The organism is Pseudomonas sp. IT-347P (assembly GCF_949768005.1).
Lineage (GTDB): Bacteria > Pseudomonadota > Gammaproteobacteria > Pseudomonadales > Pseudomonadaceae > Aquipseudomonas.
Genome location: NZ_CATKPQ010000010.1, coordinates 1 through 23,713, shown reverse-complemented (window position 1 = coordinate 23,713; position 23,713 = coordinate 1). Strand labels below are relative to the sequence as shown.

13 protein-coding genes, 1 rRNA gene and 1 pseudogene are annotated in these 23,713 nt (G+C 59.8%); 11 read left to right on the top strand and 4 right to left on the bottom strand.

Annotated elements, in window-relative coordinates; all coding sequences use genetic code 11:
- Positions 1-5,008 (top strand): annotated as a pseudogene (locus tag ACM6IV_RS04130) (LapA family giant adhesin); the annotation flags it as partial.
- Positions 5,009-5,155: 147 nt separating this feature from the next.
- The gene (locus tag ACM6IV_RS04125) at positions 5,156-5,494 is read left to right on the top strand and encodes a hypothetical protein (RefSeq protein ID WP_007918987.1); all 339 of its coding nucleotides are present in this window, start codon (positions 5,156-5,158) and stop codon (positions 5,492-5,494) included.
- A gap of 340 nt (positions 5,495-5,834) precedes the next feature.
- Here ACM6IV_RS04125 and lapD read toward each other — a convergent pair whose 3' ends face one another.
- Positions 5,835-7,781: a cyclic di-GMP receptor LapD gene (lapD, locus tag ACM6IV_RS04120; protein WP_414868835.1), complete on the bottom strand. Its 1,947-nt coding sequence runs from the start codon at positions 7,779-7,781 to the stop codon at positions 5,835-5,837.
- A 14-nt stretch (positions 7,782-7,795) separates the two neighbouring features.
- A complete protein-coding gene (gene lapG / locus ACM6IV_RS04115; RefSeq protein WP_414868834.1) occupies positions 7,796-8,488 on the bottom strand; it encodes a cysteine protease LapG in 693 nt (230 codons plus the stop codon).
- A gap of 196 nt (positions 8,489-8,684) precedes the next feature.
- Between lapG and ACM6IV_RS04110 the strand changes: the two genes are divergently transcribed.
- From ACM6IV_RS04110 to ACM6IV_RS04090, 5 genes are all read left to right on the top strand, one after another.
- Complete coding sequence (locus ACM6IV_RS04110) at positions 8,685-9,395, top strand: GntR family transcriptional regulator (RefSeq protein WP_414868833.1); 711 nt, start codon at positions 8,685-8,687, stop codon at positions 9,393-9,395.
- Positions 9,396-10,141: 746 nt separating this feature from the next.
- Positions 10,142-10,915 carry a DUF3050 domain-containing protein gene (locus ACM6IV_RS04105; protein WP_414868832.1) on the top strand — a complete coding sequence of 258 codons (774 nt, stop codon included), beginning with the start codon at positions 10,142-10,144 and terminating at the stop codon, positions 10,913-10,915.
- Positions 10,912-11,841, top strand: coding sequence for a diiron oxygenase (locus ACM6IV_RS04100; protein WP_414868831.1), 930 nt, complete (start codon positions 10,912-10,914; stop codon positions 11,839-11,841). The genes ACM6IV_RS04105 and ACM6IV_RS04100 overlap by 4 nt, the downstream gene beginning before the upstream one ends.
- Before the next feature lie 13 nt (positions 11,842-11,854).
- On the top strand, positions 11,855-15,247 hold the full coding sequence (locus ACM6IV_RS04095; protein WP_414868830.1) for a non-ribosomal peptide synthetase: 3,393 nt from the start codon (positions 11,855-11,857) through the stop codon (positions 15,245-15,247).
- A gap of 21 nt (positions 15,248-15,268) precedes the next feature.
- Entirely contained in the window at positions 15,269-15,736 is a 468-nt protein-coding gene (locus ACM6IV_RS04090) for an SRPBCC family protein (RefSeq protein ID WP_414868829.1), read from the top strand.
- A 146-nt stretch (positions 15,737-15,882) separates the two neighbouring features.
- Here ACM6IV_RS04090 and ACM6IV_RS04085 read toward each other — a convergent pair whose 3' ends face one another.
- Positions 15,883-17,763, bottom strand: coding sequence for a methyl-accepting chemotaxis protein (locus ACM6IV_RS04085; RefSeq protein ID WP_250608309.1), 1,881 nt, complete (start codon positions 17,761-17,763; stop codon positions 15,883-15,885).
- Between the two features lie 304 nt (positions 17,764-18,067).
- On the opposite strand from ACM6IV_RS04085, the gene ACM6IV_RS04080 reads away from it, so the two are divergent.
- The 4 genes from ACM6IV_RS04080 (at position 18,068) to ACM6IV_RS04065 (ending at position 23,419) form a co-directional block, all read left to right on the top strand.
- Positions 18,068-18,568, top strand: a complete 501-nt coding sequence (locus ACM6IV_RS04080; protein ID WP_414868828.1) for a sigma-70 family RNA polymerase sigma factor — start codon at positions 18,068-18,070, stop codon at positions 18,566-18,568.
- Positions 18,568-19,569, top strand: coding sequence for a FecR domain-containing protein (locus ACM6IV_RS04075; protein ID WP_414868827.1), 1,002 nt, complete (start codon positions 18,568-18,570; stop codon positions 19,567-19,569). Before ACM6IV_RS04080 ends, ACM6IV_RS04075 begins: the two co-directional genes overlap by 1 nt.
- 88 nt (positions 19,570-19,657) lie before the next feature.
- A complete protein-coding gene (locus ACM6IV_RS04070; RefSeq protein WP_414868826.1) occupies positions 19,658-22,162 on the top strand; it encodes a TonB-dependent siderophore receptor in 2,505 nt (834 codons plus the stop codon).
- A gap of 78 nt (positions 22,163-22,240) precedes the next feature.
- On the top strand, positions 22,241-23,419 hold the full coding sequence (locus ACM6IV_RS04065; protein WP_414868825.1) for a PepSY-associated TM helix domain-containing protein: 1,179 nt from the start codon (positions 22,241-22,243) through the stop codon (positions 23,417-23,419).
- Between the two features lie 72 nt (positions 23,420-23,491).
- On the opposite strand, the gene rrf is transcribed toward ACM6IV_RS04065, so the two are convergent.
- A 5S ribosomal RNA gene (rrf, locus tag ACM6IV_RS04060) occupies positions 23,492-23,607 on the bottom strand.
- Positions 23,608-23,713 lie beyond the last annotated feature (106 nt).

Here is a 23,713-nt window from a genome sequence, read left to right as displayed (position 1 = left end):
GACGATCAGCACCGCCACCGGCGGCAACTTCGAAAACCTCGTGCCGAGCACGACTCCGGCCGTGACCAGCGTCACCGACACGATCGACACCACCACCGTAAAACTCACTGCAACCACAACTGCAGCCGAGGGCGGCAACGTTGTCTACACCGCAACTGTCGGCGCGCCAGTCACCGATTCGCCGGTTGTCGTGACCCTGGCCAACGGTCAGACCATCACGATTGGTGTTGGCCAGACTACGGGGACTGCGACCACTACCGCACCAAACGATGCGTTGACCGGTCACGCGCCGCTGACCAACTCGATCACCAACGTCACTGGCGGCAACTACGAAAATCTCGTAGCCGACAAGACACCGGTTTCGACCAGCGTCACTGACACCGTCGACACCACCAATCTGTCGCTGTCCGCGACCGGCTCCGTAGCCGAGGGCGGTTCGATCCTTTACACCGCAACCTTGACCAACGCCGCTGGCTCACCAGTGACCGTAACCCTGTCGAACGGCGCCGTGATCACCATCGACGCCGGTAAAACCACTGGCACCGTGACCGTTCCAGCCCCGGCCGACGACGTCTACAAAGACGCCGGCACCGTGCAGGCGACCATCAGCACCGCCACCGGTGGCAACTTCGAAAACCTGGTGCCGAGCACGACTCCGGCCGTGACCAGCGTCACCGACACCATCGACACCACAGCCGTGAAACTGACGGCAACCGCTACTGCAGCCGAAGGTGGCAACGTCGTTTACACCGCAACTGTCGGTGCTCCGGTAACCGGTTCGCCGGTTGTGGTGACACTGGCCAACGGTCAGACCATCACCATCGGTGTCGGCCAGACCACGGGCACTGCGACCACCACAGCGCCAAACGATGCATTGACCGGTCACGCGCCGCTGACCAACTCGATCACCAACGTGACGGGCGGTAACTACGAGAACCTTGTGGCCGACAAAACCCCGGTCAGCACCACCGTGACCGACACCGTCGACACCACCAACCTGTCGCTGTCCGCGACCGGCACAGTGGCCGAAGGTGGCCAGATCACTTACACCGCAACCCTGAGCAACGCCGCAGGCAGTCCGGTCACCGTGACCCTGAGCAACGGTTCGGTGATCACCATCGACGCTGGCAAAACCACTGGCACCGTAACCGTTCCGGCTCCGGCTGACGACGTCTACAAAGACGCCGGCACTGTGCAGGCGACTATCACTGGCACCAGCGGCGGTGGCTTCGAAAATCTGGTGACCAACAACACGCCAGCCGTGACCAACGTCACCGATACCATCGACACCACCACCGTCAGCATCACTGGCAGCACCTCGGTGACCGAAGGCCAGACCGCGAGCTACACGGTCAGCCTGAACCACCCGGCGCAGACCGAAGTGACCCTGAAAATCGTCTACAGCGGCACCGCCGCCGACGGTTCGGACTTCACCGGCGTGTACACCGTGAAGATTCCGGCAGGTGCGAGCAGCGCGCAGTTCAACGTCGCTACCATCGATGACAAGATCACCGAGGGCACCGAAAACTTCGTGGTCAAGATCGATTCAGCCACCGGTGGCAACTTCGAAAACCTCGCGGTCAGCAGCACCAATGGCAGCGTCAGCACCTCGATCATCGACAACGATGCGCCGCCCGTGCTCGACCTGGACGCCAATAACTCCAGCGGCGCGACCGGGGCCGACTACAAGGTGACCTTCACCGAAAACACTCCGGGTGCAGGTGTGTCGATTGCCGACACCGACATCAGCATCACCGACCCGGACAGCACCATGCTCACTGGCGCCACCGTGGTCCTGACCAACCGTCAGGACGGCGATGCGCTGAACCTGGGCAACAGCGTCAACGGCATCACCATCAATGCCAACAGCACCAACGGCACCGTCACGCTGACGCTGTCCGGCAACGCGTCGCTGGCCGATTACATGCAGGCCATCAAGAACATCAACTTCACCAACAGCAGTGAAAACCCGAGCACCGTGCCGCGGATCATCACCGTGACCGTGACCGATGGCGGCAACTACTCCAACACCGCGACCACTACGGTCAACGTGGTGGCGGTCAACGACGCACCGGTTGCTGCACCGAGCAATGTCACCGGCACTGAAGACACGCCGCTGGTACTCGGCTGGTCGACCTTCGGCGTCACCGACGTCGACAGCCCGGCCAGCAGCCTCGGTATCAAAATCACCCAGCTGCCGGGCGAAGGCAAACTGCAGTACCTGGATGGTTCAACCTGGAAAGACGTCGCCAACAACCAGACCTTCAGCAAGGCTGACATCGACGCGGGCAAACTGCGCTTCCTGCCGGATGCCAACGAGTCGGGCGTCAACGGTTACGGCGGCAGTGGTGTGGGCAACAATCAGGCGGACTACGCTCAGATCAAGTTCCAGCCAACCGACGGCCAACTGCTGGGCAACGCCGGCACCGTGAAGATCGACATCACGCCAGTGGCGGATGCCCCGACCGTGAGCGTGGCCGACAACAGCGTGAAGTCCACCGGCCTGATCAAGGAAGTCTGGACCGGCCTGTCGGGCCTGGGCACCAACGGCAATGGCGCGGATTCGACCACGTTGAAAAACGTCATCGACGGCGCCGGTACTCCGAACTCCAGTGGCTCGGTCACCAACGTGCAGTCCGATGGCAGCGTGACCGCCGGTACGGCGTCGAAGACTTCGGGCCTGATCTATCTGGAAGCCGGCAAGACCTACACCTTCAGCGGCATCGCCGATGACAGCTTGCTGATCACGATTGGCGGCAAGAGTGTGGCGTCGGGTACCTGGGGCGCGGGCGGCGCCATCAATGGCTCGTTCACCCCGACCACCAGCGGTTACTACACCCTGGACATCTACCACCACAACCAGAGCGGCCCGGGCAGCTACGATGTCAACCTGTCGGTCAACGGCAGCACGCCGATCGACCTGAGCAGCGCCGGCGTGCCGATCTACACCGGCGTGCAGGATCTGGTGAACTCGGGCGTGACCGTCTCCGATCTGCACGGCAGCAACGGCGAAGGCTATTACGACGGTTACAAACTCAACACCGGCGCCGAAGGCACCACGGTGAAACTGTCGGCGATATCGACCGCCCTGACCGATACCGATGGCTCGGAAACCCTGAGCGTGAAGATCAGCGGCGCGCCGGTGGGTTCGGTGCTCAGCGATGGCGCGGGGCATACGTTCACCGTCACCGCCAGCAGCGGCGACGCCAATGTCACCGGCTGGAACCTCGGCAGCCTTACCGTAACGCCACCGCCGTACTACAACGGCCAGTTCAACCTGACCGTGACCTCGACTTCCACCGAGATGGTCGGCGGCTCGGCCAGCAGCACCGCGACCATACCGGTCACCGTGGTGCCGGCGGTCTACAACGCCGTGGTCGCGACCTCGGGCGACGACACCGTCACCGGCACCGATGGCAACGACATCATCGTCGCCGACATCGGTGGTCTGACCGTGGTGCCGGGCACCAACTACAACATCGCGTTCATGGTCGACAGCTCCGGCAGCATGAGCGCGTCGTCGCTCAGCGCGGCCAAAGACTCGCTGACCTCGGTGTTCAACAGCCTCAAGCAGAGCCTGGGCGGCAGCAATTCGGGCACGGTGAATATCTTCCTGGTCGACTTCGATACCCAGGTCAACAAATCGGTGTCGGTGAACCTCAACGACCCGAACGCGCTGACCCAGCTCAAAGCGGTGCTGGACTCGATGGCCTCCGGCGGCGGCACCAACTACGAGGACGTGTTCAAGACCACGGCCAACTGGTTCCAGAGCGCTGACGCGGTGGCCAACACCGGCGCGAAGAACCTCACGTACTTCATCACCGACGGCCAGCCGACCTACTACCAGAGCGGCGAGCAGACCAACCCGACGCTGTACGGCAACGTGAAGCTCGACGATGTGGTGAAAACCAGCAACTACAAGCCGGGCGACACGTTCAGCACTTACATCGACAACACCCACGCGTTGACGATCAACAGCGCCGGCACCGTGACCCTGCAAACCTACAGTTCGTGGTGGGGCTGGAGCGGCACTAACTTGGGCACCATCCACGCGCAGGGCGACGGCACCTATGAGCTGTCGAGCCTGGCGGGTACCGGTAACAGCACCAACTCGTCGACGACCAGCAACTCGGCCAGTGGCTTTGCTTTGCTCAGCGGTTTGTCGAATGTCGAGGCTATCGGCCTGAACAACGATGTCAGCCTCAGCGATCTGAAGCCTTACGATTCGGATAAAACGCCGCAGACCAACATCGATCCGAAGGATCTGGCCAACTCGATCATCGGTCACACCGAAGCAACCATGCCGGGTAGCGACACGGTCAACGGTGGCGACGGCAACGACATCCTGTTCGGCGACCTGGTGAGCTTCAATGGCATTGCCGGCGAGGGTTACCAGGCGATGCAGGCATTCGTCGCCAAGGAAACCGGCGTCGAGGTCAGCAAAGTCACCACCAGCAATGTGCACCAGTACATCACCGAGCATTATCAGGCGTTCGATGTCTCCGGCGCGCATGATGGTAACGACACCCTGCTGGGTGGCGCGGGCAATGACATCCTCTTCGGCTCGGGCGGCAACGACTGGCTCGATGGCGGCAAAGGCAATGACATTCTGCTCGGCGGCACCGGCAACGACACGCTGATCGGCGGTAAGGGTAATGACATTCTCATCGGTGGTTCCGGTGCCGACACCTTCGTCTGGAAGGCGGGTGACACCGGCAACGACGTGATCAAGGACTTCAAGGCCAGCGAAGGTGACCGTATCGATCTGCGTGATCTGTTGCAGGGCGAAACCGGCAGCACCATCGACAACTTCCTGAAAATCACCACGGTCGACGGTACGTCATCGCTGCAAGTCAGCTCGGCGGGCAAGTTCAACTCCGGCGACGCTGCTGCGGCAACCCCGGACGTGACGATCAAACTGGAAGGCAACAACTGGTCGAGCGCCAACCTTCACAACCTGATTGCCGGCAGCGACCCGACCATCAAAGTCGATCACAACAACAGCTGATACGTGAACAAAACGGCCGCCCTGATGGGCGGCCGTCACGTTTACGCTGTGCGGACCGGTGACGATTGCGTCGCCGCACCGCATACTCGCGCACAGTTGGCTATGCTGCTGACAGCATGACGCTGGTTCATTTCTGAGGGATGCTCAATGTTTTACGTGCAACGCGATGCGCAAGGTCTGTTGATTCGCGTGGAAGCCGCGGCCTATGCCGAGGCCACGGAAACGCTGCCGGCCGACAGCCATGAAATCCAGGCCTGGTTCGCCAATGAAGTGGTGGAAACCAGCCTGAAACAGCTCAAGCAGAGCGACTTCGAAATGATTCGGGTACTCGACGACCTGATTCAGGTGCTGACCCAGAAAGGCGTGATCCGCGTCACCGACCTGCCACCGGCGGCCCAGGCCAAACTGATGGACCGGACCCAGGCGCGTGAAGCGCTGGGCGGGTTGAGCCAGTTGATCGATGAGGATGAGGGCGGGTTAATCTGATCTGTCCAGAATCCAGGGACCCTCACCCCAGCCCTCTCCCAGAGGGAGAGGGGGCCGACCGAGGTGTCTGGCGTCATACATCGACCTGAAAAACCGGGTCGATTATGAATTCAACACAAATCGTTCACGTCGGCGTTTCTCCCGAATATCCCCCAATCAGTCCCCTCTCCCTCTGGGAGGGAGCCGACCGAGGTGTCTGGCGTTATACATCGACCTGAGAAATCGAGTCGATTATGGATTCAGCGCAAATCGTTCACGTCGGCGTATCTCCCGAATATCCCCCAATCAGTTCCCTCTCCCTCTGGGAGAGGGCTAGGGTGAGGGATGCTTTTGCGATGACTCACCGCCAAGGCTTCGGTTCACCCAACAACTGCCCCTGAACCCCATACAAGCCCATCTCGCGAATCACCGACAACTCTCCTTCCGTCTCGACTCGCTCGGCAATCAGCGGCAGGTCAATGCTGTGCGCCGCGCGCTGGATCGCTTCGATGAACAGACGCTTGTCACTCTCCTGATCGATCGCGCGAATGTAGCTGCCATCGATCTTCAGGTACGCCAGCCCCAGCCGCGCCAGGTTGCCGATCATGCTGAAACGGCCACCAAAGCGCTGCAGGCTCAGTGAGAAGCCCAGCTCACGCAGGCGTCGGGTCAACTGCTCCAGCACCGCTTGTTCGGGCAACTGCTCTTCGCCGATCTCCAGGGTAAGACGCTCGCCCAGGTTGGAATGCGCACGCAGAATCTCGAACACTTTGTTCAACGCCTGCGGATCGGCCAGGGTCGCCGAAGACAGGTTCAGCGCCAGCGAATCTTCATGTTCCTTCATCTGCTCCAGCACGCGCTCAAGCATCAGGCGATCCAGCCGCGCGGTCCAGCCGAAGCGCTCCAGCCATGGCAGAAAACGCCCGGCCGGGATGGTCTGGCCCTGATCATCGAGCAAGCGCGAGAGCACCTTGTAATGCAACACCAGTTGCGTGTCAGCGGCAGCCACCACCGGTTGGAAATACAGCTCGAAACGCTGCTGACTGAGGGCCTGATCGAGCAAGCGATGCCAGGCGTGGTGATCGTCGCCGACATCCGCCGTCAGGCTCTGATCAATGCACGCCCAATTCTGTTCGCCCTGCCCCTCAGCCTGCGCCAGCGCCTGATCGCCGAGCGTCAGCACCTGCTGCGGCGAATCGCCGTGAGTGAACGGCGCCAGGCCGATCGACGCCACGGCAGCCACGTCGGTAGCGCCGGTGGCGTGCAGACTGCTCAAGGCACTGTCGAGGTTCTGTGCCAGTTGCAGCGCCTCCTCGCGGACCAGCCCCGGCGCCAGCACGGCAAACTCGCCGCCGCGAATACGGGTGACGAGGTTCTGGGTTTCCGGGTATTTGGCACACTCGCGAGACAGTTGCTCGCCGACTGCTTTCAACAATTCATCGGTGCGCTGACCACCCAGACGCTGGTTGAGCCCGGCCAGATCCTTGACCCGCAACAGCAGCAGGTAACCGGAACTGGCCTGCTCCGGGTTGCTCACCCGGTTGTTCAACTGCATCTCGAAATAGCGCCGGTTGGCCAAACCGGTGAGATTGTCCTGATAGGACTCGGCGCGCAGTTTTTCACTGCGCTCGGCCTGCTCCTGAAACAGCGCCTTGAGCTTCTCGACCATCTGATTCATCGCCTGCACCACGCGGCGCAACTCAGGCGTACGTGGTAACTCCGGCAGGCTGAGGAATTCGCGGCGGGCGATGGCGTGGGATTGCTGGACCATGTAATCCAGCGGCTTCAGCTGCCGACGCAACAGCAACGCGCCGAGTACGGCACTGATCGCACCGCAGATCAGCAGCCAGCCAAGACTGCCCAACGCGCTCTGCCACAATTTGGCCACGGCAAACATCGGGTGGCTGACCACTTCGACCCGCGCCGCCTGTTCCCAGCCACGGCTGACCAGCGCGTCGCCACCAGCAGGTTCCAGGCCAATCAGTTTGACGAACCAGTCCGGCACATTGGTGACGGCCGCAATGCCGTTGCGCTCAACAATCGTCTGGTCAGTCTTCAGATCCACCACGCGGATGCTCGCGTAATAACCGCTGTCGAAAATCGAGCTGACCAGCAACTCGACCATGGCCGGGTCGTCGATATTCGGCGTCAGCGACAAGGCCAGCGCCGTCGCGGCGTCCTGCGCGTGGGAGCGCAACTGGTTGACGTACTGGGTGCGCGAGCTCTCCAGACTGACCATGAAGCTGCCGGTGAAGGCGACCACCAGGAACAGACAGATAGCGATCAACAGCTGTTTGAACAAAGACATCTGAGCGCGTGCTCCTAGTTAGTCGTCTCGACCGGAAAACCTTCGGCCTGCATTTTTTTCAAGACATCCTGCCAGCGCGACAGGCGTTTGGTATCACCGACCTTTTTGTTGCCCTTGGCCCCCGGCAGGTACAACCCCTCGGCATTGAAAGAGTAGACCGGCAGCAAATCGGTTCGCTGCGATGCCGGCTGAATCGGGTCGATCAGGCTGTCGAGCACCAGCGGCATGGCATCGGGGGTGGCATAGTAAGTCAGGACCATGTGCGCGCGGTTCTGACGCAACGCCTTGACGTAGGTGATGCGCAGCTTGTCACTGGAAACCCCGAGGTGGCGCAGGCTGAAGTACTTGGCGATCGCATAGTCTTCGCAATCGCCGGCACCTTTCCATAATGCTTCGATCGGGGTTTCCCAATAGTCGACCTCGTGCCACAGATCGATGTCTTCGACGTAGCGCACCTGTTTGTTGAAGAACAGGTTCACCACTTTGAGTTTTTCCATCTCGCTGACTTGTTTCTGCGTGGCCAGCAGATTCTGCCAGGCATCGATGCGCTGCTGCCCGGCACCCAGCGGTCCGTACAGTGCCGTGGCTTTGCGGCTGATCGTGGAAAAATCCCAATCGGCATGCAGGCCGCCCAGCATAAGGCTGGCCAGCAGCAGTGCGCAGCCTAGCCAGCGCAGGCTCCGGGGGATCGCGAAACGTACCGCCACAGCAGGTTTCCAGGGGCAGGAGGGAAAGCGTTTGATGGTGAAGCTTAGCCGGGCAAAAAACAATGGCACCATGAGATCATCGGCGGCACGCTAAACTGCAGTTGGCACACCAATGTTTTACAGGGTTTGACAAGCTGTAGAGCAATCACTAGTGTCATTTGGATCCAAATCAAGCCGACCTACAGGGTGCGTAGTCGTGACACAGAAGCCCAAACCGCTGCACAGCATTAAAGTCGACGGACCGATTCCTGCGCATCTGGCCCGGTCGGTGATCGAAGAAACCCTGCGCTCGGCGATCCTTGATGGTCGTCTGCCCTGTGGCACGGCGCTGCGCCAGCAGGATCTGGCCGATTTGTTCGGTGTCAGCCGCATGCCGGTGCGCGAAGCGTTGCGCCAGCTCGAGGCCCAGGAACTGCTGAGCGTGACCGCGCACAAAGGCGCCGTCGTCGCGCCGTTGATTCAGGGGGATGCCACCGAAACTTACGAACTGCGCATCCTGCTCGAATCCGAAGCCATGCGTCAGTCGATTCCGCTACTGACCGTTGCCGATCACGCACGCGCAGCCGGCTACATCGAAGAACTTGAGGCACAGCACGACTACACGGAAATCGGCCGGCTCAACCGTTTGTTCCACATGGCCCTGTACAACAAGGCGCCCAACAAACGCTTGCTGCGCCTGGTCGAAGACGGACTCAATGAAGAAGAGCGTTTTCTGCGCTTCAACCTTGAGGCCATGGGCCTGGGCGAATTGTCTCAGGACGATCACCGGGCAATGTTGCAAGCCGTGCAGGATCGCGACACTGAGTTGTCGATCAGACTCCTTGAGCAGCACCTCAATCGTGGTGTCGACGTGATCACCCGCTATCTCGCCACACCCGCCGCGCAAAGCCGACAAGCCGCGCGCTGAAGGCGCGCCTCCCGCGAATAACCCGCTTACAAATCCTCCAGCGATCTGCCGGCCCTCGGGTGGGCGGATCCGCATGCCCGCTCTAATCTTCCTGCGCCGTTCAGCCCGAAATTCGCACCTGGCCGTTGATGAATCGGTAATAGCCGTGGCGCAAATTTACCCGCACTCTTGAACCGCCACCCCACAAAGAACGGGCGACGCGCCGCACTGCCGGCGCAGTCCCCGCACCAGGAACCTACGGAAGGAGCCTTGCCACGGGAAAAAGGAAGTCATGGCGCGGGGTCACGGCCAACTTTCGCCCCTTTTAATCATTCAATTCTTATTAATCAAAAGTTGCTTCGAGTGAGGCATTCACTCTTGTTGACCAATTTTGGCCATTATTCGCCGAAAGGAGCAACTACGCCCAAATAAAACTTCAGCAAACAGTTTTATTGGGTCAACTCAACTTCAAGAAACAGCAAACTTAAAATAATTAAAAAACACTTGTTAAGTACTTTGCCGGTGTATTAGCTTTTCCTCGCCAAGTTTGAACTTCACCGTTCATTCCGACAGCAGCCCAATGCCTGCGGCAGCGCAGCAGCGCTTATGGGCAGACATGACGACATGACAAAGTTATATCCCCATACGCACTTACCTGTGAGGAGGAAGGCTGTCGTCCGTCGACAGAAAACAAATAAGCCGTTGTTCCATTGTTTGCGCAGTTGCCAGAGCAGTTCCATTTCACATCAACGATAAAGGACATCATGATGCCCAATAAGAACCAACTCGCCCTGAAGAAAGCCGAACTTAGCATTCACCCGATATTTTCCGAGATCACCTCGTTGTCGGTGTTGCGTCGTTTTATGGAAACCCACGTGTTTGCCGTCTGGGATTTCATGTCGCTGACCAAACGCCTGCAGCAGGAACTGACCTGCACCCGATTGCCATGGTTGCCGCCGCGTGATCCTCATGCCGCCCGGTTGATCAACGAAATCGTTCTCGGCGAAGAATCGGATGACCGTCTGACTGAAGGGCATTACAGCCATTTCGAGTTGTACCTGGATGCGATGCGCGAAATCGGCGCGAGTACCACTGCCGTAGAGCATTTTGTCGCCCTGCAACAGGAAGGCGTGAGCTATGACGTCGCGCTACAAAGCGTCGAGGTTGATCCGGCCGCCGCGCAGTTTGTCCGCGACACCTTGCGCACCGCTCTGCACGCACCGGGACACAGCGTGGCGGCGGCGTTCCTGCATGGTCGCGAAAGCGTGATCCCGACCATGTTCCAGCGCATCCTCGACGACTGGGGCATTGGCATCGAACAGGCGCCGACCTTTCGCTATTACCTGGAACGGCACATCGAGGTCGACTCCGAAGATCACGGCCCAGCGGCGGAACACCTGCTTGAGCGCCTGGTCGACGGCGACCCGCAACGTGAAGCCGAGGTCTACGCCAGCGCCATTGCCGCTGTGGAAAGCCGCATCGCCTTGTGGGACGGCCTGCGCCTGAGCATGCGCGCGCCGTTGGCGGAGGTGGCCCAATGAACGCCGCCGACTATCAATCCTTTGCCGATGCCTGGGAGAACCGCGCGACCATCCGCACCCGGCCGCGACGCGTGCTGGAAGACGACGAACGCCTGATCTATCCGCTCAGCCGCCAACCGCTGGTGCTTAGCGACACCTTCCTGCGCGAGTGCCCGCAACAGCGTGATTTCGCCTTGGTGCAGACGCTGTACAAGTTCATCAACGACGTGGTGATTTTCGAGACTGAGATCGTCGACAAGACCGCGCGCAGCATCGCCAAGAATCGCTTCGCCGTGGCCTTCCCGTTTGCCTGTCGTTACGACGCGATGACCGTGGTGGTCGACGAGGATTACCACGCCCTGGTGGCGATGGATTTCATGCAGCAAACCGTTGCGATGACCGGCATCGAACCCATTCAGTTGCCCGATCAGATCGAACTGAGCCGGGCCATTCCCGCCGCCGTCGCGCTGGCACCGGAACACCTGCGCAGCGCGGTGGAACTGATCTGCGTGGCCATCGCCGAAAACACCGTGACCGGTGATGTTGCCGCGTTTGCCCGCGATGACACGGTCAAACCGTCGATCAAGGGCCTGATGGCCGACCACTTGCTTGACGAGGGCCGCCATTCCAGTTTCTGGGCGCGGATGGTGCGCATCTATTGGCACACCGCCAGCGCAGCGGATCGCGAAACCATCGCGCAGATTCTGCCGGTGTTCATCGGCCATTACCTGACCAACGACATTCAGCAATCCTTCGACCTGCGCCTGATCGCCGCGTTGCCGGTCAGCGAGGCCACACGGCGCTCGCTCAGGGATGAAATCAGCGGACTGGCGTTCCCGATCAATCGCCACCACCCGCTGGTGGGCAACATCGTCAAGTTCTTCCACAACAGCTCGCTGCTCGACACGCCGTGCGTGCAGCACGCGCTGCGCGATTACCTGGTTTGATGAGGAGGCCGACATGAAACGTCTCGACATTTTGCTGATTGGCACCAGCCAGGCCATGACCGACCTGGCGCAGGAACTGGAACAACACGGTCACTCCTTGCAGCGCAGCGGGATTGCGGCGTCGACGGTCGATCTGATCATCGACGATGGTTTTATCGGCGCCGGCGATTTCTGTTCAATCCCGCACCTGCATTTGCGTTTGGGTGTCGGCGTGCAAAGCGCGGCCGGTTTGCCGACACTCGATTTGCTGTGCTTCCTTGGCTCGTCACTGATCAGCCGCGTGCCGGTCGGCGATGAGCCGTCCGGCAACGGCCAAGCGCTGCGTCAACGGGTTCTGGCGCAGGTAGTGGATGAAGTCGCGTTGCTGGTCAGTCGCGTCTCCCGCGACGCCGATTATCTCCAGCAGACCTCTGCAGTGACGGCGCCGGATTTCGAACGGATGGAAAACCTGCTGTTTCTCGACAGCCTGGCTTACGTCCATCGCCTCAATGAAACGGCCGCCCCCGCGCTGCTGGAACAGGCGCAGGTCCCGGTGATCGCGCGCCTGCAACAAAGCCTGATCCGCCACGCCGGACGACCGGCGCTGCACCTCGCTGAACAGTCGATCAGCTATCGGCAATTGCACGCCCACAGCCGCGCCATTCAACAGCGCTTGCTGCCCTTGCTCGAGCAACATCCGCAACCGTGGGTCGTTGGTCTCTGTCTGCCGAAAAGCCCGGCGCTGTTCGCCTCGATTCTGGCGATCCTTGGCAGCGGCGCGGTGTATCTGCCGCTGGAACCGAGCCATCCATTGCAGCGCCAGCAGTACATTCTGCAAAACGCCGGCGCGCTGCTGTTGTTGCATGACGGCGAGCATCCGCTCAGCGCAACCATGCCGGGGCTGGACGTGAGTCGCATCGACAGCGCCGACGCGGATCTCAACCAACCGCTGATGCGCCGCCACCCCGAACTTGAAGCTCCGTGCATGGCGCTCTACACCTCGGGCACCACCGGGCATCCAAAAGGCGTGTTGCTCAGTCAGGCCAACCTTGCACACTTCACCGCGTGGTACGCCGATTACGTGCAGTTGCAGGCCGAGAGTCGGGTTTTGCAGTTCTCCTCGCTGAGCTTCGATTCGTCACTGATCGACATCTTTCCGACCCTGCTCGAAGGGGCCGAACTGGTGGTGCCGGACGACACGCAACGGCGAGATCCGCTGCAACTGGTCGCGTTGATCCGCCGCCGGCAATTGACCCACGCGTTCCTGCCACCGGCGCTGTTGAGCATCCTGCCGCTGGAGCAACTGCAAGGCGTGCAGGTGATGACCGGCGGCGATGTCTGCGAGCCGTTTGTGATTGAGCAACTGACCCGCCAAGGCACACTGCACAACCTCTATGGCCCGACCGAAGCCACGGTGCTGATCACTGCGCGGCAACTCAAACCCGGCGACAGTAATCGCACGCTAGGCGCGCCAATTGCCAACAGTCAGGTGCTGATTCTCGATGACGATTTGCAACCGGTGCCGCAGAACACCGTCGGCGAATTGTTCATCGTCGGCCCCGGCGTCTGCCTCGGTTATCTGAACAACCCACAGCAGACCGCCGAGCGTTATCTGAGCCTGAATTTGCCGGACGGCCAAACGCTGCGCGCCTATCGCAGCGGCGACATGGCCAAGTGGGGCGCGCACGGTATCGAACTGTGCGGGCGGCGCGACAATCAGGTGAAGATTCGCGGCTTCCGGGTCGAGCCGGAAGAGATCGAACGCTGCCTGCGCGAGAGCCAGTTGTACCGGCAAATCGCAGTGGTGATCGACACTCAGCGGCGCATTCTCGCCTTCCTCGCCCAGCCGCAATCGGACACCGCGCGCGAAGCGCTGAAGGCCCACGCCCGACAGTTTCTGCCCGACTACATGCAACCCGTGGCGTGGACTGAACTGCCGAACATGCCGTTCGCCAGCAACGGCAAGGTCGACCGCAAAGCACTGCTGCAACTGCCGGTGAGCGTGCAGGACAGCGGGCCCAAATGCCTGCCGGCGAATGCCGACGAAACGCTGTTGCTGGAGATCTGGGCGGAGCTGCTGGAGCTGCCAACCAGCGACATTTCCACCGACGAAAGCTTCTTCAATCTCGGCGGTCACTCGATCCTGCTGTCACGGATGTTGCTGCGGCTGCGTGAGGAGTTCGGCCGCAGCATCTCGATCAATCGCTTCATCGAACTGCCGACCATCATCAAACTCGCAACGCTGGTGCGTGGCACCGATGACAGCGCGGTGCTCAGTGCCCAGGCCATGGCCGACTCGGAGCGCGCGCTGGATATCGAACCGCTGCCGATCAGCCGCATGGGCGATGTGCACAAGGTCATCGTCACCGGCGCCAACAGCTTTGTCGGCGTGCACATCGTCGAGGCGCTGCTCGGTTGGGGCGCCAGCGAAGTGGCGTGTCTGGTGCGCGAGGGTGGCGGGCAAACGGCGGCGCAGCGCTTTACCGAGTCACTGCGGGAAAACCGCCTGGAGCATCTGGATCTGAGTCGTGTGCGGGTTTACGCGGCAGACATTACCCGCCCGCAACTGGGCCTGAACGACGAGGCCTATCAACGCCTCGATCGCGAGTTTGGTGCGCTGGTGCACAACGCCGCCAACGTCAATCACGTCCTCGATTACGAGTCGCTGGCGGCGGACAACGTCGAGCCGATTTTTGCCCTGCTGCGTTTGTGCGAAGGGCAGAGCAAAAAGGTCTTCAATTTTGTCTCGACGCTGTCGGCTTCAAGTACGGTCGACGACGCGGGACGAGTGCTGGAATTGCCTGCCGCGCCAACGCCGCCGATCTACATCCGCAACGGCTACAACCTGTCGAAATGGGTCGGCGAGCGCATCCTCGAACGAGCGCGCGAGCGTGGTGTGCGGGTCAATCTGTATCGCCCCGGCAACATCAGTTTCAACAGCTTGAGCGGCGTTTGTCAGCCGCACAAAAACCGTTTGATGCTGATGCTCAAGGGCTCGATCCAGCTCGGTCAGGTGCCGGCTTTCGCGCTGAATTTCGACCTGATGCCGGTGGACTTTCTCGCCCGCTTCATCGCCTTCCACGCCAGCCGTTATTCGCCGGAGCGTGCGGTGTTCAACCTGCACAACCCCGAGCCTTTGAGCTGGGACGCCTACGTCGCTTCATTCCGCGAAACCGGCAGCGAGTTCGCGCTGGTCAGCGTCGCCGACTGGCAGCAACAACTGGGCCGGGTCGACGCCGACAACGCGCTGTTCGGCGTGCTCGGTTTCTACCTCAACGGCTTTGAAGAAGACATCGGCGACATCTCCCTGATCGGCCACGCCAACGCTGAAGCCGGCGTGCAGCAGATGGGCGCGCACTACCCGCAGAAATCCCCGGCGCTGCTGCGTCGTGGCTGCGACTACCTGAAAGAAATCAACTTCATCTGATCCAACAAAAGGAGCAACACCATGAGCACTCTGCAACCCGATACCCTGATCAAAAACCCCCATGGCTGCCACGTTGTGTCTTCGGTAGAAGTGCCGGCAGACGCGACGCAGGTCTGGGCGGTGGTAGGCGATTTCGGCGGTTTCGACCGTTTCATTCCGGCGCTGTCGCACATCGAAATGACCGGCGACGGCGTGTCTTCGCTGCGCAAGAAATTTTTCAAGGACGGCAACGTGGTGGTCGAGCAACTCAACTCCCGCGATGAGCAGGCAAGGAGCATGACCTGGACGACGATTTACAACACGTTGGGGGTGGCGAATCTGTGGGCGGCGATGAATGTCGAATCGCTGGGCGCGGGTAAGTCTCGGGCGACGTGGACGATCATTGCCGAGCCGGCCTCGGGCGGTGAGGAAGCGTTGCCGGGGTTCAAGGAGTTTGTGCAGGGGTTTGCGGATGATGCGATGGGGAATGTGCTGAAGCTGTTTGTTTAAGGCTTCGGCTTTGCGGTGAATGCACCACCGCTTTCGCGAGCAAGCTCGCTCCCACATTTTGATTGCATTCCTTCTGTAGGAACGCGGTCAATTTGTGGGAGCGAGCTTGCTCGCGAAGAACGATAACGCGGTCTTCAATCTGAAAATTAGATCTTGAAGCTGTCGACCAATTGCTTCAGGCGATTGGCCTGCTGCGACAGCGCATCACAATCCTTCAGCGTTTCATTGAGGTTGGCCACGCTCTGCTGGTTCAGCAGGTTGATCTGGTTAACGTCGACGTTGAGGGTTTCCACCACGGCGGTCTGCTCTTCGGTCGCCGCTGCCACCGACTGGTTCATGCCGTCGATTTCACCAATACGCTGAGTCACGCTGACCAGACGCAGACCGGCCTGGTTGGCCACTTCCACGCTCTGTTCACTGGACGCCTGACTGGCGTTCATCGTGGTCACCGCTTCGCGCGAACCGATCTGCAGCGAGGTGATCATTTTGTGGATCTCTTCGGCCGATTCCTGGGTGCGATGGGCAAGGTTACGCACCTCGTCCGCCACCACGGCAAAACCACGCCCGGCTTCACCGGCACGCGCAGCTTCGATCGCGGCGTTGAGTGCCAGCAGGTTGGTCTGCTGCGAGATGCCCTTGATCACATCGAGGATGTGGCCGATGTTGTCGGTGCTGGCGTTCAGGGTTTCGATCTGCGTGCACGACAGGCTGATCTTCTGCGACAACTCGGTCATCGCCTGAATCGTCTGCTCGACCACCTGACGACCGTCATCGGCCTGTTCACTCGCGCCGCTGGCGTGCTGCGAAGCATCGGCGGCGTTGCGGGCGATTTCCTGAGTGGCCGCGCCCAATTCGTTGATCGCCGCAGCCACGCTGTTAGTGCGCGCACTTTGCTCATCGGAACCGATGATCGAAGCATTGGACGACGCCATCACGCGTTGCGACAGATCATGCACATGTCGGGTGGCGGAAGACACTTCGGAAATCGACGCGTGAATCCGTTCAACGAACTGGTTGAATGCGCTGCCCAACTCACCGAACTCGTCTTTGCTCTCGACCACCAGGCGACGGGTCAGGTCGCCCTCGCCCTGAGCGATGTCCTGCATCGCGCGGCCCATGGTGGTCAGCGGACGCATCAGGACGTTGATCAACAGGCTCAGCAGCAAGGCAATAGCGGCCACGGCCACGAACATAGCAATCAGTGCCGAGGTGCGGAATTGGCTGAGTGCTGCGTAGGCCTTGTCGCGATCGATCGACAGACCGATGTACCACTGCGCATTCGGCAGATCGCTGACCGGGGTAAACGACAGAATACGTTCCTGGCCATTGAGCACCACGTTCTGGTTGCCCTTCTCGATGCGTACGCTGGTGTTCGGATAGATGTCTTTCAGGTTTTTCATCACCTGATCCTTGTCCGGGCTGACGATCACCTGACCGTCGGCGCTGACCAGGAACGCATGGCCAAGGCCACCGAAGTCCACCGAGTTGATAATCTTCACCAACGTTTCCAGGCTCAGGTCACCACCGACCACACCAAGCAGTTCGCCGTTCTTTTTCACCGGCATGGCGATGGTCACCACCAGCCCGCCAACCGCGGCCATGTAGGGCGGTGTCAGCATGGTTTTGTCCGCCGCAACGGCTTGCTTGTACCAAGGGCGCTGACGCGGGTCGTAGCCGTCCGGCATCTTCGCGTCAGGGCGCTGAGTGAACACACCGTTGGCCTGGCCGACGTAGGTGAACTGGAAGTTCGAGGTGAAGGCCGGCTGATCGACCAGGCCCGGGAAGTCGGCGTCCTTGCCCTGATGCGCGACATTCTGCGCGAGGTTTTCCAGCACCAGAATGCGCCCGCTCATCCAGTTCTGCACGCTGCTGGCGGTCAGATCACCGGCCTGCTGCACAGAGGACTGAAGGTTCTGGCGAATGGTGTTTCGCTGCAGATAGTCGTTGTAGAGGGTGAACAGCGCGAACGCCAGGACCACGACGCCCGAGGCGGCCAACAGGATTTTATGGCTGAACTTGAGATTCATTTCATGGGACTTCTTATGCCAAAAGTGGGGATGCGTTCCGGATGCAACATTCCATGTACAGCGCAGGCAGCGTTCTGACGGCTGCTCTGATTTGGTGCACGCATGTCTCACCAGTCTGTCGGCACGTGTCGGAGAAATCTTAGGGGCGCACAGGAAATGGATGACATTTCTGCGGGATTCCCGCCGAACGGCGTGCCAGAGCGTTCGCCACGATATTTTTCAGGAGCAATGTTCGAGCGGCGGTTGCAAATTCTGTAACCCTTGATGACAATGCGACTAATTATCATTTGTGACGTCCGCGTTCATGTCATCACCTGAGTTGGCAATACAGGCGCTTTACAGTAGTCATCACGGCTGGCTCAACGCTTGGCTGCGTGCGCGGCTGGGCAACGCGGCGGATGCGGCGGATCTGGCTCAGGACACTTTCGTCCGCTTGTTGCAACGCACCGAACGCCTCGAACTCAAGGCGCCCCGCGCCTTTCTGCGAACCATCGCCCGGGGGTTGGTGATCGACCAATGGCGTCGCGAAGAAATCGAACGCGCCTATCTCGAAACGATCGCGCATTTGCCCGAAGCTGAAACCCCGAGCGCCGAAGCCCGGGCGCTCGTGATCGAACTGCTGGAGAGCATTGCGCGGATGCTTGAAGGACTGAAGCCGAAAGTACGTCAGGCGTTTCTGCTGGCGCAGTGCGAAGGTTTGACCCACAAGCAGATCGCCGCGCAGATGGGCCTGTCGTTGCGCTCGGTCGAACGTTACGTCGCCGATGCGCTGTATCACTGCTACCTGCTGCGGTACGAAAGCTGATGCCTGTGGATAACGTCTCACTCGGCCGTCGCGTCGAACCCCGGCAGCACGTGGTCAAACAAGCCATCCATTGGCTGCTGCGCTTGCGCAACAACCATGGCAACCCACGTTTGACCCGCCAGTGCGAGCAGTGGCGTGCCGAACACCATGAGCATGAGCTGGCCTGGCAACGGGTGCAGTCGCTGCAAGCTGAATTGAGCAATAACCTGCGATCGGTGCCCGGTGCACACGTGGCGTTCAACACCCTGGAAAACAGTGCGCAGGGGTTGGGTCGGCGACAAGCATTGAAGCTGTTGTCGGGCGCATTGCTGTTGGGCTCGGCCGCCTGGCTGGCCAAAGACACGGCTGCGTGGCAGCAATGGAGTGCCGATTACGCTACGGCAACTGGCGAGCGCCGCGGCTTTCAGTTGCCGGATGGCACGCGGATCGAACTCAATACCGCCAGTGCCGTGGATCTCGACTACACCGCGCAGCAGCGGCTGATCAAACTGACTCGCGGCGAGATCATCGTCACCTGTGGCGGCGCTGATCAGGGGGCACTCTCCGATCGTCCTTTGCGGGTACAAAACCGTCACGGGACTTATGAACCTGCAGAAGCGCGCTTCATCCTGCGTCAGGAACAAGACTGCACTCGGCTCAGCGTCACCCATGGCCAGGTTGCCATCCGCTCCGGCGGCACGTCGGTGGAAGTACTGGCCGGGCAGAGTTATCTGATCGATGACCATCAAGTTCGCCCGGCACCGCCGCTGGCCATGGATGCCGGTGCCTGGGCGGATGGTTTGATCGTCACGCGCAACATGCGTCTGGGCGATTTTCTCAGCGAAGTCAGCCGCTATCGGCAGGGCTTTCTGAACTGCGCGCCGCAGGTGGCTGACCTGCGCTTGTCCGGCGTATTCCGTCTGGAAGACACCGACAAGCTGCTGGCGATTCTGCCGCAGACCTTGCCGGTGCAATTGCGCTACCGCACGCGTTGGTGGGTGACGCTGGAACGCCTCGCCTGAATTTATTTTGGCGGGTTTTCACAGCCAGTCCGGCTTAGTCAGTAAGCACTTCAACTCAAGCGTTTGCGACTTCCTACGGAAACCTACAATGACTGTCCGCGCCACCTGTAAGAACTCTCCGAATTTCACTGCCGAATCGGGACTGCTGCGCCAAGCTGTTCGGGCGGCGCTGTTTTCAACTGCACTGGGCGTAGGTGTGATGCCCGGTTTGAGCATGGCGGATAACTCCGCCGTCAATGCAGTCAGCCATCGTTACAGCGTTGCCGCCGGCCCTCTGGGTGAGGCGCTGAATCAGTTTGCCCGTCAGGCGGGCATCACATTGTCGATGACCCCACAGCAGACTCAGGGGCGGCAATCGCCGGGCGTACAAGGTGAGTACTCGACTGATCAAGCGCTGAGCCATTTACTCGGCGGCTCCGGTCTCGAAGCCGTCAGCCAGGATGGCAGCAGTTATATCCTGCGTCCGCTCGCGGAAACCGAAGCACTCGCCCTGCCGACCACCGACATCAAAGGCTTCGCCCTCGGCAACGCCTTGGGCAGCATGGAGGGCTACAACGCCACCCACAGCCAGATCGCTACCAAAACCAGTACGGCACTGCTGGAAACCTCGCAAAGCGTGTCGGTGGTCACTCGCGAGCAAATGGACGACCAAGGCTCGCAAACCGTTTCCCAGGCCATGCGCTATGCACCCGGCGTGTTGACCAACCCCTACGGCGCGACTCATCGTTATGACTATGTGGCGATGCGCGGTTTCAACGACGGCTCGGTCGACAACATCTACCTCGACGGCCTCAAGTCGATGGGCGACAGTGGCACTTACAGCACCCTGCAGGTCGATCCGTATTTCCTCGAGCGCGTGGACATTCTCAAGGGACCGTCGTCGGTGCTGTATGGCCGCAGTTCGCCCGGCGGTCTGGTCGCGCTGACCAGCAAGAAACCGCTCTACGAGGCCTACCATCAGGTACAAGCCACGGTCGGCAATCAGGGCCAGCGTGGGCTCGGTTTTGACTTCAGCGGCCCGGTCGATGACGACAAGCATATAGCCTATCGTCTGACCGGGTTAACGGATCAGTCCGACACGCAATTCGACCACAACAAGGAAAAGCGCTTCGCCCTCGCACCGACCCTCAGCATCGACTTCAGTGAAGACACGTCGCTGACCCTGCAGGCTTATCTGCAACATGATCCGGACGGCGGCTACCATGGCGGCGTACCGGCCGATGGCACGATTCATCAGCGCAATGGCAACCGTATCTCACCGCACTTCTTCGAAGGTGAGCCGGGCGTCGATGGTTACTCGCGCGATCAGCAATCGTTCGGTTATCAATTCGAACATCGTTTCAACGATGTCTTCACCGCGCGCCAGAACTTCCGTTACCTCGACTCCAAAGTGAACATGGATCAGGTTTACGCCTATGGCTGGACCTCGCCGACCAGCAACGAATTGAACCGCTACTACACCGGCGGTGATGAACGCCTGCATGCGTTCATCGTCGACAACATGCTTCAAGCCGAATTTTTCACCGGCGCGACCAAACACACGGTGCTAATGGGCGCGGACTATCAGCGGCGCAAAACCGTGGTTGACTGGACCAGCGGCGGTCTCGCGCCGATCAATGCGTTCAATCCGGTGTATGGCAACTCAGCGATCGATATGTATGGCGAGACCAGTTACCTGCGGCGTCTGGAGCAGACCGGGGTTTACCTGCAAGACCTGATCGAGATGGACCAATGGCGTTTCTCGCTGGGCCTTCGCCAGGATTGGGTCGAGACCTCGGACGAAAACCGTATCGCTGAAGCCGGACGTCCGGTCGGCACTGAAATCAATGATCGGCGCACCAAACTCACTGGCCGTGCTGGCGCGCTGTATCTGTTCGATAACGGCCTGGCGCCGTACATCAGCTACTCCGAGTCGTTCAACCCGAACTCCTATGCCGACAGCGCCGGTAATCCCTTAGCGCCTACCGACGGCACACAGTGGGAAGTCGGTTTGAAGTATCAGCCACCGGGCACTGACAACCTCTTCACCGCTTCGCTGTTCCGCATCGATCAGGAGAATCTGGCGACCAAGCTTCCGCAGGAAAACTTCTATCGCGCGGTAGGTGCTGTGCGCTCGCAAGGGCTGGAGCTGGATGCACACATGCAGCTGACCGACAACCTCAAAGTCCTCGGCAGCTACACCTTCACCGACATTGAATATTCAAAGTCGATGGTCAGCACCTTGAGCACGCCGACCGACGTGATCGAGAACAAAGGCAATTCACCAACGCAGGCGCCGCGCCATATGGCGTCGTTGTGGGCGGACTACAAGTTCGACAGTGCAGCGCTCGATGGCCTGCGACTGGGCGGCGGCGTGCGTTATGTCGGTTATAGCTGGGCCGATGCGGAAAACACTATGAAAGTGCCTTCCTACACGCTATTCGATGCCTCGATTGGCTATGACTTGGGCAAGGTTGGCTTGAAGGGTGTCGATGTGCGTCTGAACGCGAACAACCTGACCAATGAGTCTTACGTCGCCTCCTGCGCCAGTCTTAACTTCTGCTACATGGGCGAAGAGCGCAACGTGGCGGCGACGCTCAGCTACCAGTTCTGAGCCTTTTATCCTGTTCATAAAAAAGCCAGCCTCTGATGTTTCAGGGGCTGGCTTTGTCGTTTCTGTGGGGAAATGCTGATGCGTGCTTTTTTGGTGTTGTTACACCGCTATATCGGTTTGGCCACGGCGGTTTTTTTGCTGCTGGCGGGGATTACCGGAAGCATTCTGGCGTTCAATCATGAGCTGGATGAGTGGTTGAATCCGGAGTTTTATGCGGCCTCTGCCGTGGGTGAGCGACTGCCACCGGGGGCATTGGTCGATGCTGTGCAGACCGCGCATCCGAAGTTACAGGTCTGGTACATGGAATATCCCAGCGAGATTGGACACACCGCGTTGCTTGCGATGGTCCCGCGTAATGATCCGGCGACCGGCAAGCCATTCTCTGAGCGCAATCAGGTGCTCTATCTGGACCCGGTAAGTGCTGAGCAGAAGGGTCAGCGTTATTGGGGAGAATGCTGTTTTCAGCGGGAGAATTTTGTCCCATTCATTCTGGAATTTCACTACAACCTGGCGTTGCCGGGTAACTGGGGATTGTTGTTGATGGGCCTGGTGGCCATTGCCTGGGTGATCGATTGCTTCGTTGCGCTTTGGCTGACATTGCCACGGGGTAAGCCGTTTTGGAAGAAGTGGTCGACAGCCTGGAGGGTGAAAGGGGGGCATGCCTATCGGCTCAACTTCGATCTGCATCGAGCCGGAGGGTTATGGCTGTGGTTGTTGCTATTGCCAATCGCCGTCAGCAGCGTGGCCATGAACCTGCCGAGCCAGGTGTTCAAGCCTGCGGTGTCGTTGTTCTCAGCGATTGAACCGAGCGTCTATGAAGCCCGAGGGCGAATGCCTGTCGATGAGTTGGGGGTGACGCAGCTAAGTTATCAACAGGCGTACGAAAGGGCATTACAGGAAGGGAAAAGGCTAGGGCTGACGGCGGTGATCGGGGAGTTGTATTACAGCTTTGAGTACAACTTTTACGGCGCCGGATTTGGACAGCACGATACTGAGGCGCACGGTAAATCCTGGTTGTTCTTTCACGGTACGGATGGGCGTTTGTTAGGGCAGGAAATTGCAGGACAGGGAACGTTGGGGGAACAGTTCTACCGGTTGCAGTTGCCGATACATGGCGGACGGATTTTTGGGGTTACAGGTCAAGTGATGATCGCGGGGCTGGGTGTTTTGATTGCAGGATTGTCGGGGACTGGCGTCTACATCTGGTGGCGCAAATGGCAAGCTCGACGTGTCAGCAAGGCACGTAAAAAGGTTTGATCGTCGAATTTGCCGGATCCTGAAATGACAAAACCCCTGTCTGCGTTAACAGACAGGGGTTTCGGAATTCAATCTTGACGATGACCTACTCTCACATGGGGAAACCCCACACTACCATCGGCGATGCATCGTTTCACTTCTGAGTTCGGGATGGGATCAGGTGGTTCCAACGCTCTATGGTCGTCAAGAAATTCTGTATCTGGCCCGTCAACACGGTAACAAGCCAGCAAAAACGGGTACTTCTACTAAAACAAAACCCCAACTGCTTTCGCAATTGGGGTTTCGGAATTTAAT